Origin of the sequence: Paraburkholderia hiiakae (assembly GCF_904848665.1) — a bacterium.
In the GTDB taxonomy this organism is placed as follows: Bacteria; Pseudomonadota; Gammaproteobacteria; order Burkholderiales; family Burkholderiaceae; genus Paraburkholderia; species Paraburkholderia hiiakae.
Genome location: NZ_CAJHCQ010000010.1, coordinates 192,874 through 207,548, shown reverse-complemented (window position 1 = coordinate 207,548; position 14,675 = coordinate 192,874). Strand labels below are relative to the sequence as shown.

Annotated in this window: 11 protein-coding genes; 1 reads left to right on the top strand and 10 read right to left on the bottom strand. The window is 67.0% G+C overall.

Annotated elements, in window-relative coordinates; translation table 11 throughout:
- Positions 1–26 precede the first annotated feature (26 nt).
- Genes JMY28_RS20365 through glyA form a run of 6 tightly spaced genes read right to left on the bottom strand, consistent with a single transcriptional unit; the run spans position 27 to position 8,648 of the window.
- On the bottom strand, positions 27–2,918 hold the full coding sequence (locus JMY28_RS20365) for a phosphoenolpyruvate carboxylase (protein ID WP_236596952.1): 2,892 nt from the start codon (positions 2,916–2,918) through the stop codon (positions 27–29).
- Complete coding sequence (gene sucD / locus JMY28_RS20360) at positions 2,896–3,801, bottom strand: succinate--CoA ligase subunit alpha (protein WP_201697706.1); 906 nt, start codon at positions 3,799–3,801, stop codon at positions 2,896–2,898. The genes JMY28_RS20365 and sucD overlap by 23 nt, the downstream gene beginning before the upstream one ends.
- A gap of 10 nt (positions 3,802–3,811) precedes the next feature.
- Positions 3,812–4,990: a malate--CoA ligase subunit beta gene (locus JMY28_RS20355; protein ID WP_201697705.1), complete on the bottom strand. Its 1,179-nt coding sequence runs from the start codon at positions 4,988–4,990 to the stop codon at positions 3,812–3,814.
- Between the two features lie 44 nt (positions 4,991–5,034).
- Positions 5,035–5,991 carry a D-2-hydroxyacid dehydrogenase gene (locus tag JMY28_RS20350; RefSeq protein ID WP_201697704.1) on the bottom strand — a complete coding sequence of 319 codons (957 nt, stop codon included), beginning with the start codon at positions 5,989–5,991 and terminating at the stop codon, positions 5,035–5,037.
- Positions 5,992–6,035: 44 nt separating this feature from the next.
- Positions 6,036–7,298 carry an aminotransferase class V-fold PLP-dependent enzyme gene (locus tag JMY28_RS20345; protein ID WP_201697703.1) on the bottom strand — a complete coding sequence of 421 codons (1,263 nt, stop codon included), beginning with the start codon at positions 7,296–7,298 and terminating at the stop codon, positions 6,036–6,038.
- A gap of 54 nt (positions 7,299–7,352) precedes the next feature.
- Complete coding sequence (gene glyA, locus JMY28_RS20340; protein WP_201697702.1) at positions 7,353–8,648, bottom strand: serine hydroxymethyltransferase; 1,296 nt, start codon at positions 8,646–8,648, stop codon at positions 7,353–7,355.
- 250 nt (positions 8,649–8,898) lie between these two features.
- Here glyA and JMY28_RS20335 point away from each other — a divergent pair, with 250 nt between their 5' ends.
- On the top strand, positions 8,899–9,810 hold the full coding sequence (locus JMY28_RS20335) for a LysR family transcriptional regulator (protein ID WP_201697701.1): 912 nt from the start codon (positions 8,899–8,901) through the stop codon (positions 9,808–9,810).
- A gap of 16 nt (positions 9,811–9,826) precedes the next feature.
- Here JMY28_RS20335 and JMY28_RS20330 read toward each other — a convergent pair whose 3' ends face one another.
- The 4 genes from JMY28_RS20330 to JMY28_RS20315 are packed head-to-tail and all read right to left on the bottom strand — an operon-like array spanning position 9,827 to position 14,584.
- A complete protein-coding gene (locus tag JMY28_RS20330; RefSeq protein ID WP_201697700.1) occupies positions 9,827–10,651 on the bottom strand; it encodes a formylmethanofuran dehydrogenase subunit C in 825 nt (274 codons plus the stop codon).
- A complete protein-coding gene (gene fhcD / locus JMY28_RS20325; RefSeq protein WP_236596951.1) occupies positions 10,648–11,598 on the bottom strand; it encodes a formylmethanofuran--tetrahydromethanopterin N-formyltransferase in 951 nt (316 codons plus the stop codon). Before fhcD ends, JMY28_RS20330 begins: the two co-directional genes overlap by 4 nt.
- Positions 11,595–13,295 carry a formylmethanofuran dehydrogenase subunit A gene (locus tag JMY28_RS20320; RefSeq protein WP_201697699.1) on the bottom strand — a complete coding sequence of 567 codons (1,701 nt, stop codon included), beginning with the start codon at positions 13,293–13,295 and terminating at the stop codon, positions 11,595–11,597. Before JMY28_RS20320 ends, fhcD begins: the two co-directional genes overlap by 4 nt.
- The gene (locus tag JMY28_RS20315) at positions 13,292–14,584 is read right to left on the bottom strand and encodes a molybdopterin-binding domain-containing protein (RefSeq protein WP_201697698.1); all 1,293 of its coding nucleotides are present in this window, start codon (positions 14,582–14,584) and stop codon (positions 13,292–13,294) included. The genes JMY28_RS20320 and JMY28_RS20315 overlap by 4 nt, the downstream gene beginning before the upstream one ends.
- Positions 14,585–14,675 lie beyond the last annotated feature (91 nt).

Here is a 14,675-nt window from a genome sequence, read left to right as displayed (position 1 = left end):
CTCCTCGATAGTGGGGGACGCGCGGCTTAGCCCGTCGCGCCGAATCCCGATGCGATGCAGTTGATGGACAGGAGGAGCGGCACCAGATAGCCGCGACGTTCCTGATCGGCGTCGGCCGCACGGTAGCGCCGCAGCAGTTCGATCTGCTGGCGGCTCACCTGGTTGATGGCCGGCAGGCGGCGCGCAAGCCGTTCGCGAAACTGCGGGAAGCGCTCCGCGAGCGTGGCGCCGCCGCTCACCTTGAGCACCGTCTCCACGGTGAGCCGGTACTCGGCGTCGATCTGCGCGAAGATGGTTTCTCGCACTTGCGCGTCGGGCACGAGGCTCGCGTAGCCGCGCGCAATGTCGAGATCGACCTGGGCGAGCGTCTTTTCCACCTCGTCCACGATGAGCCGGAACAGGCGCGACTCGTTGAACATCCGGCGCAGCAGGTCGAGGCCGCGCGCCTGGCGCACCGCGAGGAATGCGCTAAGCGCGCTGCCCACGCCGTACCAGCCGGTCAGCGCGTGACGGTTCTGCGACCACGCGAACACCCACGGAATCGCGCGCAGGTCGTGCAGGCTGCGGGCGCCGAAACGTCGTGCGGGGCGCGAGCCCATGTTCAGCATGGAGAGCTCTTCGAGCGGGCTGGCCGCCTGGAAGTACGCGATCAGCTCGGGCCGCTCGACGAGCTTCACATAGGCCGCGCGCGATGCGCCCGCGAGCGCCTCCATGGCATCGTCGAAGTCGCCGCGTGGCAGCAGCTCGTCTTCCCGGTCGGACTTGAACGTATGTTCGAGCACGCTCGACGCGAGCAACTCCACGTGATATTGCGCGGTACCACGGTTGGCGTACTTGTGGGAGACGACTTCACCCTGCTCGGTCACGCGAAAACGCCCGTTCACCGAGCCGGCGGGGAGCGCCGCGATCGCGCGGCCCGCGGGCACGCCGCCGCGGCTCACCGAGCCGCCGCGCCCGTGGAAGAACGAGATCGTGATGCCAAGCTCGCGCCCGACTCGCGCGATCTTCGTCTGCGCCTTCGAGAGTTCCCAGTTGCTCGCGAAGAACCCGCCGTCCTTGTTCGAGTCCGAGTAGCCGATCATGATTTCCAGCACGCCGCCTTGCGCGCGGATGCTGCGCTTGACCATCGGCACGGCCAGCAACTCGCGCAGGATGTCGGGCGCGCGGCGCAGGTCGTCAATGGTTTCGAGCAGCGGGACGATGGGCAGCGTGCAGCTTTCGACCCCGCCGGCGTCGCTGAAAAGTCCCGCTTCTTTTGCCAGCAGATAGACGCCGAGCACGTCCGTTGCATGGTGCGTCATGCTCAGGATGAACGCGCCGAAGGCATTGCGGTCCACCTGTTCGCGCATCGTGCGAACCATGCTGAAGATCTGCAGCGTTTCCGCTTCGACTTCGGGCAGGGTGTCGGCGTTTGTCTCGTGGCCATGCCGACGATCCTGTCCAAGCGGGCGCGTCAGTTCCGCGAGCAGCCACGACTTCCAGCCCTCGGACTGCGGATCGGGCGGCTCGGAGCCGGGCCTGGCACGCGCTCGCCAAAGCGCGAGCAGGGTCTTGTTGGTGACCGTCGTGTTCTCGCGCAGGTCCAGTTGCACCGTCGAGAAGCGGAACGTTTCGACCTCGCGGCGCAGGGGGCGCACGTAGGCTGCCGCCAGCGCGTCGCTGCCGCACGCCAGCAACGCCTGCTCCATCGCGCGCAACTCGGCGGCCAGTTCGTCCGCGCTTGCGTAGCCGCCCGGCACCGGCGTGAGCGTGCCGCGCCGCTGCGCGTCGGCGAGCGTTGCGTCGAGCTTGCGCAGCATGCAGGTCAGATACTGGCGGAACACCTCACCCGGATTGCGCGCGGCAATGGCCGCGCCGTCGCCGCTTTGCGCCAGCGCGCGCGCCAACTCACTCGCAAACGCGTCGGGTACGGGCAAGGCTTCGGCGGTGATGCTGAGCGTCTGCGCGAGGTCGACGAGCCGCTGCCGATAGCGCTTCAGACACGCAAGCCGATTCTCGTACAGCGTCGCGCGCGTGACATCGTTGTTGACGAAGGGATTGCCGTCGCGGTCGCCGCCTATCCACGAGCCGAACTGGAAGAAACGCGGGATCTCGAAGGGCTCGCCGGGGTAGAACTGATGCAGCGCGTCTTCGAGCCGCTCGAATAGCGTCGGCACCGCCTCGAAGAGCGTCTCGCCGAAGAAGTGCAGCCCCCAGGCCACCTCCTGCGCGACGGTGGGCTTCTCGCGGCGCAACTCGCCGCTCATCCAGAGCAGTTCGATCTCGTTGCCGAGTTGCGCGACAAGCGCACGCCGCTCGCGCGGTGTCCAGCGCGGCGACTCCAGGTCCATCAGCTTGCGATAGATGCGCCGGTGGATTTCGAGCACGGTGACGCGCTTGGCCTCGGTAGGGTGAGCGGTGATCACGGGCCGGATCTTCAGATGCCGGAGCACCTCGCGGACTTCTTCGGCGCTCACGCCGGCCGCGGCTGCGTCAGCCACCACCCGCGCGAACGATGCCGAGAGCCGCGCATAGCCGCTTTCGATCTCGATCTCGCGGCGCCGGCGCATGGCGGTGCTCTGCTCGGCGACGCTGAGCAGCTGAAACCAGATGCCCTGGGCCTGCAGCGCGCGCCGCCACACCGCGCGTGGGACGTCCGGGGGCAGCGGTTCGCCGCGCAGCGCGCGAGCGACCAGCGGCTGGCGGCGCTGCGCGACGTCGCACAGCAACCCGAAGAGCAGCTCGACCACGCATGGTTCGTAGGCCTGGGCATCGAGCGTGGGCAGCGCCACGGTTGCCGCGGCGAGGCGCTCGAGCGCTGCGGGCGGCGAGGGCTGAGCAGGCGCTGGGGTCGCGGGCTCGCGCGGCGCCTCCACGCCGCGCGGCGTCACGGCACGCGCCTCGGCCTCGGCGGCCTCAAGCGACGCGGCGGGCATCATGTTGAGCGAGCGCCGCAGCAACGGTGGAACCCAGCTCGGAGGCGCTGGGGGCGACGAAGAGGCCATGCGACTTCATGATCTCGGCCTTCTCGGCGGCGCTGTCGCCTGCGGCCGAGATGATCGCGCCGGCATGGCCCATGCGGCGGCCCTTCGGCGCCGTGAGCCCGGCGACGTAGCCTACCACGGGCTTCGACATGTGCTCCTGGACCCAACGCGAGGCTTCCGCCTCCTGCGGGCCGCCGATCTCACCGATCATGATCACGGCTTCGGTTGCGGGGTCGTTCTCGAACAGGCGCAGGTGGTCGAGGAAGGAGCTGCCGTTGATCGGGTCGCCGCCAATGCCGACGCCCGTCGTCACCCCGAGACCGAGCGCGTCGAGCTGCGCGGCTGCCTCATAGCCGAGCGTGCCCGAGCGCGAGACGATGCCCACCGAGCCGCGCCGGTAGATGTGGCCGGGCATGATGCCGAGCATCGCCTTGCCCGCGCTGATAATGCCTGCGCAGTTCGGTCCCACCAGCATCGTGCGCGATTCCTTCGGATAGCGCAGCAGATAGCGCTTTACGCGCATCATGTCCTGCGCCGGGATGCCGTCGGTGATCACACAGACGAGTTGCAGGCCCGCATCGGCGGCTTCCATGATGGAGTCGCCGCAGAAGGGGGGCGGCACGAACACGAGGCTCGCGGTGGCGCCGGTGGCCTGCACGGCCTCCTTCACCGTGTTGAAGACGGGGCGCTCGAGGTGACGCTGCCCGCCCTTGCCGGGTGTGACACCGCCCACCACGTTGGTGCCGTACGCGATCATTTCCTTCGCGTGAAAGGTCGCCTTGTCACCGGTGAAGCCCTGCAGGATCACGCGGGTGTTTTCGTCGATCAAGATGCTCATGTGTGCGCTCCTAGTTGCTCTTTCTGGCGCGATGCGCCTTCGACGCTTCCACGGCCTTCTGGGCCGCTTCGAGCAGTGTGTCCGCCGCGATGATCGGCAACCCGCTCTCGCGGATGATGCGGCGCCCCTCTTCGACATTCGTGCCCGCGAGGCGCACCACGAGCGGCACGCGCAGGTTCTTCGCGGCCTGCACGACACCCTCGGCAACCCAGTCGCAGCGGTTGATGCCCGCGAAGATGTTCACGAGAATCGCCGAGACGTTGGTGTCGGAGAGCACGAGACGAAAGGCCGCGGCCACGCGCTCGGGTGAAGCGCCGCCGCCGACGTCCAGGAAATTCGCGGGCTCGCCGCCGGCGTACTTGATCGTGTCCATCGTCGCCATGGCGAGACCGGCGCCGTTGATGATGCAGCCGATGTCGCCGTCGAGGCCCACGTAGTTGAGCCCGAACTGCGCCGCTTCCGATTCGCGCGGATCCTCCTGCGAGCCGTCGCGCATCTCGGACACATGCGAGTGGCGGAACAGCCCGTTGTCGTCGAAGGTGACTTTGGCGTCGAGCGCCACGACGCGGTCGTCAGCGGTCACGACGAGCGGATTGATTTCCACCATCGTCGCGTCGAGATCGCGGAACGCGCGGTAAGCGCCCATGATCGCCGCGACGGCGCGGCTCACCTGCTTCATGTTCAGGCCGAGGCCGAAGGCAAGCTCGCGCGCCTGGAACGGCTGCAGGCCGACCGCAGGCTCCGCGATCACCTGCAGGATCGCCTCCGGATTCGTGTGGGCGACCTCCTCGATGTCCATGCCGCCCTGCGCGGAGACGATCACCCGCACGCGCTCGGCCTTGCGGTCGAGCACGATGCCCAGATAGATCTCGCGCTCGAACTTCTCGGCGACTTCGATATAGACACGTTCGATGACCTTGCCTTCCGGGCCGGTTTGCGCAGTGGTGAGACGCTTTCCGAAGAGTGAAGCCGCCGCCTCATGCACGTCGTGATAGGTCTCGCACAGCTTGATCCCGCCGGCCTTGCCGCGTGCGCCCGAATGAATCTGCGCTTTGACGGCCCAGTGCCAGCCGCCCAGTTCGGTGGCGCAGTACACGGCCTGGTCGGGCGTGTAGGCGACGAGCCCGCGCTGGATGGGCACGCCGAAACCGGACAGCAGTTCCTTCGCCTGATATTCGTGAATGTCCATGATGGTCGTTCCAAACGTGTGAGAAAGAGGGCGTCGCCAGGCAATCAGGCGACCAGATGCTGAGGTTCGCCGCTTACATAGGCCTCGATGTTGTCGATCAACTGATCCGCGAGAAACTGCATCGCGCCGTACGACGCCCATGCCACGTGCGGCGTCAGGATGAAATTCGGCAGATCGAGCTCGAGGAGCGGATTGCCTTCCCTGGGCGGCTCGGTGCTCAGCACGTCGAAGCCAGCGCCCGCGATCAGCCCCTCGCGCAGAGCCATCGCGAGCGACGCTTCGCAAACCAGGCCGCCGCGTGCCGTGTTGATGAGGAGTGCGGTGCGTTTCATCGACTTCAGTTCGTCGAGCGCGATCAGATGACGGGTTTCGGGCCGCAGCGGCGTATGCAGCGAAACGATGTCCGATTCGCGCAGCAGTTGTTCGAGCGGCATGAACGCGACATCGCGCGGCTTCGCCTTCTGCGATTCGTGCTCGGCGAACACCACGCGCATGCCGAAGCCGCGTGCAATCGCGGCGGTGCCGCGGCCGAGCGAACCGTCGCCGACGATGCCGAGGGTGGCGCCATGGAGATCGCGAATCGGGTGATCGAAGAAGCAGAACTGGCTCGATGCCTGCCAGCGGCCGCGCCGCACGTCGTCGCGATAAGCGAGCAGATTGCGCCGCAGCGCGAGAATGAGCGCGAAGGTGTGCTCGGGAACCGTATGCGTCGCGTAGTTGCGGATGTTCGTCACGGTGATGCCGTGCGCGCGGCAGTACGCCGTATCGATCACGTCGTAGCCCGTGGCGGCCACCGCGATCATCGCGAGGCGCGGCAACTGCACGAGCGTGTCCGCGCGCAACGGCACCTTGTTGGTGATGGCGATGGTCGCGCCTTCGAGCCGCCGTACGACTTCGTGCGGCGCGCTCACGTCATACTCCGCCCAGCAATGATCGAAGGCGGGACGCCGCACGTCGGCCTTCAACGTGGAGCGGTCGAGAAAGACGATGTCGTGTCGCATGGTTCGGTGTCCTGCCTGGTCGTGATGGGCGTTGAGGGAAGCGATCAGGCGGCGCTCACGCGGCGCAGCGGTTCGACCGGCTCCGCTTGCGCCGGCTGCTGCGCCTTGCGCGTGCGGTCATGCGTGCGCCAGTACTGCGTGGCCACGCCGGTGCCGCTGCCGGGGCGCACGTCGATGCCCACATCGAGCATCGCCATTTCCGCGCCTGAGATCGCGCTCGTGAGCATCAGCTCGTTGAGATCGCCGAGGTGGCCGATGCGGAAGACCTTGCCCGCCACCTTCGAGAGCCCGGCGCCCAGTGCGAGGTTGTAGCGGCGGAACGCCGTGTCGATCACGTGCGCCGCGTTGAAGCCCTGCGGCACGACGATGGCGGTCACCGTGTCCGAATGCCATTTCGGCGCTTTGGCGCACAGTTCGAGGCCCCAGCCTTCGGTCACGGCGGCGCGCACGCCGGCCGCGAGGTAATGATGGCGAGCGAACACATTGTCGAGCCCTTCCTCGAAGAGCAGGTCGAGCGCCGCGCGCAGGCCATAGAGGAGCGACAAGGCCGGCGTGTAGGGGAAATAGCCGGTCGCGTTCGCCTTGATCATGTCGCCGAGATCGAAGTAGCAGCGCTTGGACTTCGCATGCTCCATCGCCTTGAGGGCCTTCGGGCTCACGCAGAGAATGCCGAGGCCGGCGGGCAGCATCAGCCCCTTCTGCGAGCCGGTGACGGCGAGATCGACGCGCCAGTCGTCCATGCGGAAGTCGATGCAGCCAATTGAGCTCACACCATCGACGAACAGAAGCGCCGGGTGGTGGGCGTTATCCATCGCGTGGCGCAGCGCGCCGATATCGCTCGTCACGCCGGTGGCCGTTTCGTTGTGGCACGCGAGTATGCCTTTGATCTGATGCTTCTTGTCGGCGCGCAACACCTCTTCGACGCGCGCAACGGGGACACCTTCGCCCCAGTCGACGTCGATAATATCGACCTCAAAGCCGAGGCGCTGCGCCATGTCCGCCCACAGGTGGCTGAATTGCCCGAAGCGCGCGACCAGCACACGGTCGCCCGGAGAGAGGGTGTTGGTCAATGCGGCTTCCCACGCGCCGGTGCCCGACGAGGGAAAGATGAACGGCTGGCCGCTCGTGGTCTTGTAGAGGCGCTTCAGGTCGCTCAGCACGCCGTTCGCGAGTTCGGGAAAGCGGCTTGAGCGGTGGTCCTCCATCGACACGACCATCGCGCGCAGTACGGCGTCGGGAATGTTCGTGGGGCCGGGGACGGCAAGAATGTTGCGGCCCGGGATACGCGTTCCTGTGGTATTCGACATGTCTGCACTCCTATGTTATTCGAACGATGTGACGTTCCTGATGAGGCTGGCGAATCAGGTGGCGGAGCCGCTTGCCGCTGCACTTTGCAACTGCTGCGGCGCGTCACCGTAAACCGGGAAGCGTGTCGTGAGGGCGTGCACGGCGTCGGCCACGCGGCGAATCACGAGATCGTTGGCTGGCGCTTCGAGCACATCGGCCATGAGGTGGGCGAGCTGCCGCGCTTCTGTCTCGCCGAAGCCGCGCGTGGTCATGGCCGGCGACCCGATGCGAATGCCGCTCGTGACGAACGGCTTTTGCGGATCGTTCGGAATGGCGTTCTTGTTGACGGTGATGCCGGCCCTGCCAAGCGCCGCTTCGGCGTCCTTGCCGGTGATGTCTTTCGCGCGCAGGTCGACGAGAAAGAGGTGCGACTCGGTGCGGCCCGAGACGATGCGCAGCCCGCGCTCCTGCAGCGTCTGCGCCATCGCTTGCGCGTTGGTGATCACCTGGCGCTGGTACAGCCGGAATTCATCGCTCATCGCCTCGCGAAACGCGACGGCCTTGGCTGCGATCACATGCATGAGCGGCCCGCCCTGGATGCCGGGGAAGATGGTCGAGTTGAGCGCTTTCTCGTGCTCGGCGCTCGAGAGAATCAGGCCGCCGCGCGGGCCGCGCAGCGTCTTGTGCGTGGTCGAGGTGACGAAGTCGGCGATGCCCACGGGGCTCGGGTAGAGGCCTGCCGCGATCAGGCCGGCGTAGTGGGCCATGTCGACGAAGAGCCAGGCACCCACGCTGTCCGCAATCGCGCGAAAACGTTGCCAGTCGATCACGAGTGCATAGGCGGAGGCGCCCGCGACGATCATGCGCGGCTTGTGCTCGTGCGCGAGGCGCTCGACCTCGTCGTAGTCGATGACCTCGGTTTCGGGGTGCAGGCCATAACCCACGGCATCGAAGAGCTTGCCGCTTGCGTTCACCGAAGCGCCGTGGGTGAGGTGGCCGCCATGAGCCAGCGACATGCCGAGAATCTTGTCGCCGGGCTTGAGCACGGAGAGATAGACGGCCTGATTCGCCTGCGAGCCCGAATGCGGCTGGACGTTCGCGTACTCGGCGCCGAACAGCTGCTTTGCGCGGTCGATCGCCAGCTGCTCGGCCAAGTCCACGTGCTCGCAGCCGCCGTAATAGCGCTTGCCCGGATAGCCCTCGGCGTATTTGTTGGTGAGGGGCGAGCCCTGCGCCTCCATCACGGCCGGCGACGCGTAGTTCTCCGACGCGATCAGTTCGATGTGGTCCTGCTGCCGCACTGATTCCGCCACGATGGCCTGACGCAATTCGGGATCGGTTGCTGCAATGGTCTGCTGGAAGCTGAACATGGGCGCCTCGGTGTCGATGGTCAATGTCGTGAACTTGAGAACGATGGTAGTGGCGCAACGCCGAAAACGCTCATTCCGGTTTCTTATCCGACCCATAACCTCGCCTGTGCGCCAATGGCGACGGGCTTCGCACGCGCAGGAATACCCCGTCGTGGGCATTGCCGCACTAGCCGGCGCTGGTACAGTGACGGCAAGGACGGGTGATCGTTTTGACGGCCCCCTGAAGGCTCGTAAGCGGAAGAGGAAGTGGATGCTTAACCTGACACTGCGGCAATTGCGGGTCTTCGAGGCGGCGGCGCGTCACCTGAGCTTTTCGCGCGCGGCCGAAGAGCTGCATCTGACGCAGCCGGGCGTTTCCGCGCAGTTGAAGAGTCTGGAAGAAACGATCGGCATGCCCGTGTTCGAGCAGATCGGGCGGCGCGTCTTTCTCACCGAAGCGGGCCGCGAGGTCTATAGCCATACACGCTCGATCCAGCAGCAACTCGCGATACTCGAAGAGTCGCTCGACCAGTTGCGCGACACGAAGCAGGGCAAGATCGAGGTGTGCGCCGTCACCGGGACGGCGGGCCATCTCGCGCTCGAGTGCATTTCGCGCTATACGAAGGCGTTTCCCGGCGTGCGTGTCTGCCTGAAGTTCGCGAACCGCGAAGCGGTGCTCGGCGCGCTGGCCGGCAACGAGACCGATCTCGCGATCATGGGTCAGCCGCCGGAAGGGCAGGGGCTCGTTGGGCAGCCGTTCATGAAGAACCCGCTTGTGGTGGTCGCGCCGCCCGATCACCCGCTCGCACGGCAACGCGCCATTGCGCTGAGCGCACTCGAGGACGAGGTTTTCGTGGTGCGCGAGCCGGGCTCAGGCACACGGCGCGTGATGGAGCGCTTCTTCGCCGAGCACCGCATCCGCTTTCGTCCGGGCCTCGAAGTGAGCAGCAACGATGCCGTCAAATGCTGCGTGCATGCGGGCATGGGGCTGTCGATTGTGCCGTTGCAGACGGTCCTGCCGGAGCTGGAAACACTGCGCCTGAAGGTACTGGAAGTTGAGCGCTTCCCGATCGTGCGCTATCTGTATATCGTGCATCGCGAGAGCAAGCGCCTTTCCGCGGCGGTCGAAGCCTTCAAGCGGACGTTGATCGACGAGGCGCAGAAAGCCGCCGCAGAAGCGTGACTATCGACACACTCACTCAGCCCGCGAAAAGCAGCTCCCCCTTACCGCCCACGGAAACGTCGCCCACGAAGCGCAGCGGCGCCCGTTGTGCGAGTTCGCCGAACGCGCCACCTTCGCGAGCGAGGCTGCGCGTGATGAGCCGCCAGAAGACATCCACGTCGGCATGGTTCTCTACGAAGCGGTGGGTGCCCGACAACGCCCGGACGCCGGGCAGGATCAGCGAGCCGCGCCGCATGCCGTAGGCGAGGTGCTCGCCCACGCTGCCAGCAATGCCGAGCGTGCCCGCCACCATGCGCGAGGCCGCAAACGCCCCGGCGTTGCCGAACACGAGGACCGTGCCGCGGCGCATGCGATCGCCCAGGCGCTCGCCGGCATCGCCGCGCACGACGAGGGTGCCGCCGCGCATGCCGTCCATGCTGCCCGGCAGCGCCGCCGAGGCGAAATCGCCGCAATTCCCGCCAATCTCGATGCGGCCGCCCGCCATCTCGCAAGCGGCAAAACTGCCGCTGCCACCGCGCACGATGATCTCGCCCGCGCGCATTTGCACGCCCAAGAGGTCACCAACGCCGCCTTCCACGACGATCGCGCCCGCTTCCATCGTGCTGCCGATGCGGTCGAAACGGCGCATGTCGCCTTCGAACACGACGCACGGCCCGCACTCGGGCGTGGTTTGCGCGCTCACCTCGAACAGGTCCGCCAATACGATGCGCTCGGTCCCATGCCAGAGCGGCAGGCGCTCGATCTCGCCCTTGTCGAGCGCCGCGAGCGTAACCGGCAGCAGCGTTCGCGCGTCGATGCGCAGCGCGGGAGGCTGCTTGATGCGCAGGGTGGTGCGCTTCATGAGTTCTCTCCGTCGCCGCAGAGCCGATGCAGATGAAAGTGGAACGGGCCGAGCTTGCCGCCGTAGTTGCCTGCTGCGATACGTGTCACGCCGGTTCGCGCGCCGCGCGCGGTGACGGCTTCGATGCCGGCGCGCATGGCGTGCGCGACATCCCCTTCGCTGAGGCCGTCAATGACGATCTCCAGCACGCAGCGCGTCTCGTCGCTCAAGGCGGTGTACGGGGCGAGACCGGCCAGCGTGGGACAGTACGCGTCGTTGGTCGAAGCGGGCAGCGCCGCATACTTCGAGCCGACCTTCGACCCTGAGCGCACCACGCCCCCAGGGAACGGCATGATGACGTTGGGTACGCGCCGCATCGCCTCGACCGCCGCTTCGGCGCCGGCCAACGCGGCGTCGGGGTCGCGCGCCAGCAGCAGCAGGTTGCCGCCGCCCACGCCCTTGATGACGGCGGTCGTTTCCTGCGCAACGAATTCGCCGTCCATCACCGGCACGCGCCAATAGCGCACACCGTCGATCATCTTGGAGGTTTGCCAGCCGTCGCCGAAAAAGCGCAGGTTCTTGCCCAGCGCGATGGCCTCGCCTTCCGCGATACCTGCGTAGACGGCCGTGGTCGGGCAGGTCAGCACACACTGGCCCACGCGCCGCTCGACTTGCTTGGCCAATTCCTTGCCGGACATCGAAAAGAGCAGGATCGCGAAGCCTGGCCTGCCGTCGGGCGATACATCCGGTGCGATCTCGCGTTCGATGGCGGCCTCGCAGCCGCAAGCGATCACCGAGGTCGCGAAGCCGGTCGCCGCCACGGCCGCGTGTCGCGCCCAGACGGCGTTGCGCGCGGTGATGACGAGCCGGGTCGCTTTCATCGGAAAGGCTTCGGCGAAGGTGTCGTCGATCGTTACACCGTTGATCGTGAGCGGCGGTTTTTCCGTCATGCCCGGGGTCGCGTTCATGCCGGCCGTCCTCCGGGTGTGTCGTGGTGGACGCCGCATACCGCGGGCAGCAGCCGGCCACCGTTGCAGCAGGAGCACAGCTCGTCGCGGCCGATGGCGGCGTGGCGGAAGTTGTACGCGAGATGGCGCTCGCCGTACTCCTCCAGCGTGCGTTCAATCGAACGGTCGAACTCGGGCTCGACGAAATGCGTGCCGCCCACGGGCGTCGCGACGATGCGGCCGTGCCGGGCGACCAGTTCGCCGTCCTTGAACACGTATTCAGGCTTGCTGAACATGGCTTCGCGATCGTCGTTGTCGTGATACACGGCGATGTCGGCGGCGGCGCCCGCACCCAGGCGCCCTCGGTCACGCAGCCCGAGCAGGCGCGCAGGCGCGGCGCGTGTGAGGATCGCGATCTCTTCGAAGCTCAGTTCGCGCGTCATGCCTGCCAGCGCCGACTGCTGCACGACCTCGGGATGCAGCTTCGCGAGCTGCTCGTCACGGAACGATTTGTCCATCAGCAGCCGGATCAGGTGGGGGTAGCTCGTGAACGGTCCGCCGTTCGGATGATCGGTCGTCAGCGTGATCTGCCAGGGGTTCTTCACCATCAGGAACAGTTCGAGGCCGATCGTCCATTGCAGCGCATTGACATAGCTTTGCTCGCGATACCGGAACGGCACCACGCCGCAGCCGGCGTCGCACTCGATGTCGCCGGCGATCCATTTGCGCGGCGAGGCAAAGTCGGCCTGCTTCACCTGCTTCATGATGTCGCCGGAGGCCGTCACCGTCTGCCCGAACATGATCTGGCCGACGTCGATGGAGATCTGCGGATTGGCGTTGACGGCCTCGGCAATGCGCTCGGCCGCCGAGGAGAACTTGCGCGGCCCCTCCGTGCCATAGCTATGGAACTGGATATGGGTGAGATGGCCCGGCAGCCCTTCGAGTGCCTCGATGGTCGCGAGGGTCGATTCAACGTTGCCGGGCACGCCGAGATTGCTCGCGTGGATATGCAGCGGATGCGGGACACCCAGTTCGCTCAAGGCCCGCGCGAGCGTGTGCAGGACCTGGCGCGGGGTGATCGGGTAGTGCGCATGTGCCTCGTCGACATCGAGGCTGCGCTGGTTGAACTTGAACGCGGAAATGCCGCCCGGGTTTACGACCTTCACGCCCAGCGCCTTCGTCGCGTTGATGGACCAGCCGACGTAGTCGCGCAGGCGCTCGAAATCCGCGCCCTGCGCGAGCAGGCGCAGGAACAACTCGTCATTGCCCAGCATCACGTAGGCGCCGTGGTCGATGATAGGCGTGTCGCCCATCTCGAGATGGGTGTGGCGCGCGTTCGACGCGATCATCGCGGGCTCGAACGCCGCTGTGTAGCCCATCTCCGCATAGCGATAGCCGGTCGCCAACGTGCCCGGTGTGCAGACGCCGCACGAGGCCAGCTCCAGCGCGTTCTGAGCTTCTTCGCGTTGCACGCGCAGCCGATGGTCCTCGGGCATCAGCATGCGCGCGAGGTTGACCTTGCCGCCGCCGATGTGCGAGTGCATATCGATGCCGCCCGCCATTACGGTCATGCCGGTGACGTCGTATTCGCGGTTCACCTGCTCATGGGCGGGCAGATCGACGATGCGGCCGTCGCGCACGCAGATGTCGGCGATCTTGCCGTCGATGCCGCCGGCAGGATCGAATACGCGGCCGCCACGCAAACGAAACGTGCTCATGCGGTGTCCTCCCTGCGTGGCGCGAGCGCTTCACCCAGTTTGCCGGCGAAAGCGGCGACCGTGGGCAGCGTGTCTTCATAGACCGGCGAGAGCGGCAGCACGACACCGCCGTCCGCGCGGAAGAGGTGTCCCGCTGAGCCGATGCCCGGCGTGGAGACCGGCACGAACACGGAGGGGCCTTCGCGGTCCGCGCACGCGGCGGCGAGACCCGGATGACCGAGCACGATCGTCGGGATCGGCGCGCGCGGGGGCGGCAGGTGCGCGCCGAAGCTCGCGACCCAGACCAGCGCGTCGACGGCCTGGTCGGCAAGGAGGTGCGCTGTGTCGTAGCGTTGCGGCGCGTGCTCGAGGCCGCCGCGATGCACGCCTGTGCGCAGAGGCAGGCCGGACAGCCACGTGAGCGTCTGGTTGACGCTCGCGCCGCCATCGTCGCCGCCGAGTGCAAGACCGCCCGCGCGCCGGGTGCGGTTGAGCGCTTTCAGCAGTCGATCGAATCCTTCGACGAGCAATGCAGCGTGCGAGCCAGGTAAGTCAGCAGGAGTCCATACGATGGCGGTGTAGTTCGCCGCGAGCATGCGCTCGACGAGCGAGGCCGCGCCGGCCAGTGTGGGATCCGACGGCCCGCGCAGCGACTTGCCACCGAGCAGGGCGTTGAGCGTGGCGAGCGTGTCGTAGAGGTCGCCATACAATGGAACCGAGATCGCTTCGACGTCGGAGCGGTCCGCGAGTGCGGGATCGGCGTCGCAGCCAAGGAAGACCACTGTGCGGCGCGCCGGTCCCACTTGCTGCGCATCGACGCCCACCGCGCAGCGCGCGAAGAATTCCGGATACCTCGACGAGGGCGACGCGCCGATGCAGACCATGAGATCGGCGCGATTGCGGATCTCCGCCAGCGTCGTCGTAAAGGCGCCGCGGTCCTGCAGGGCCGTCAAGCCGTGCATGAGCGTGCGGCCATGCGCATGATCGACGATCGCGCCGCATGCATTGGCGAGCCGGTAGAGCGCGCGCGCGCCTGCCACGTCGGTGGCCATGCCGCCGAAAAGAGGCTGGCGCGCACGGCTCAGCCACTGCGCCGCGGTGTCGAGCGCGGTTTGCCCGTCGACGCTCTGCCCGTTTACCGAAGGTGCCGCCCGCGACGGCGCGGCGCCGAACTGTGCAAGCGCGTGAGTGGCGCGCGGGCAGCGCGTGCCTGCCGGGCTCAGCGTCTCGCCCTTGACGACGCCGAATCGGTCGCACAGCAAGGCGCAGAACGGGCATGTCCAGGGCGGGGAGTGAAGAGTGGCATCCATGCCTGCCGAATTGCAAGGCGCATGCCATGCGCGTTGTTGCAGCGGCGACGGTGCTGGCGCGCTGTTTCATTCGTGGTGCCTGGCGTCTGCG

Bases quoted from the DNA above. Each gene is read 5' to 3' on its own strand.
- glyA (WP_201697702.1), bottom strand. From the start codon at position 8,648: ATGTTCAGCTTCCAGCAGACCATTGCAGCAACCGATCCCGAATTGCGT.
- JMY28_RS20355 (WP_201697705.1), bottom strand. From the start codon at position 4,990: ATGGACATTCACGAATATCAGGCGAAGGAACTGCTGTCCGGTTTCGGC.
- JMY28_RS20345 (WP_201697703.1), bottom strand. From the start codon at position 7,298: ATGTCGAATACCACAGGAACGCGTATCCCGGGCCGCAACATTCTTGCC.
- JMY28_RS20365 (WP_236596952.1), bottom strand. From the start codon at position 2,918: ATGATGCCCGCCGCGTCGCTTGAGGCCGCCGAGGCCGAGGCGCGTGCC.
- JMY28_RS20320 (WP_201697699.1), bottom strand. From the start codon at position 13,295: ATGAGCACGTTTCGTTTGCGTGGCGGCCGCGTATTCGATCCTGCCGGC.
- fhcD (WP_236596951.1), bottom strand. From the start codon at position 11,598: ATGAACGCGACCCCGGGCATGACGGAAAAACCGCCGCTCACGATCAAC.
- JMY28_RS20315 (WP_201697698.1), bottom strand. From the start codon at position 14,584: ATGGATGCCACTCTTCACTCCCCGCCCTGGACATGCCCGTTCTGCGCC.
- sucD (WP_201697706.1), bottom strand. From the start codon at position 3,801: ATGAGCATCTTGATCGACGAAAACACCCGCGTGATCCTGCAGGGCTTC.
- JMY28_RS20330 (WP_201697700.1), bottom strand. From the start codon at position 10,651: ATGAAGCGCACCACCCTGCGCATCAAGCAGCCTCCCGCGCTGCGCATC.
- JMY28_RS20350 (WP_201697704.1), bottom strand. From the start codon at position 5,991: ATGCGACACGACATCGTCTTTCTCGACCGCTCCACGTTGAAGGCCGAC.
- JMY28_RS20335 (WP_201697701.1), top strand. From the start codon at position 8,899: ATGCTTAACCTGACACTGCGGCAATTGCGGGTCTTCGAGGCGGCGGCG.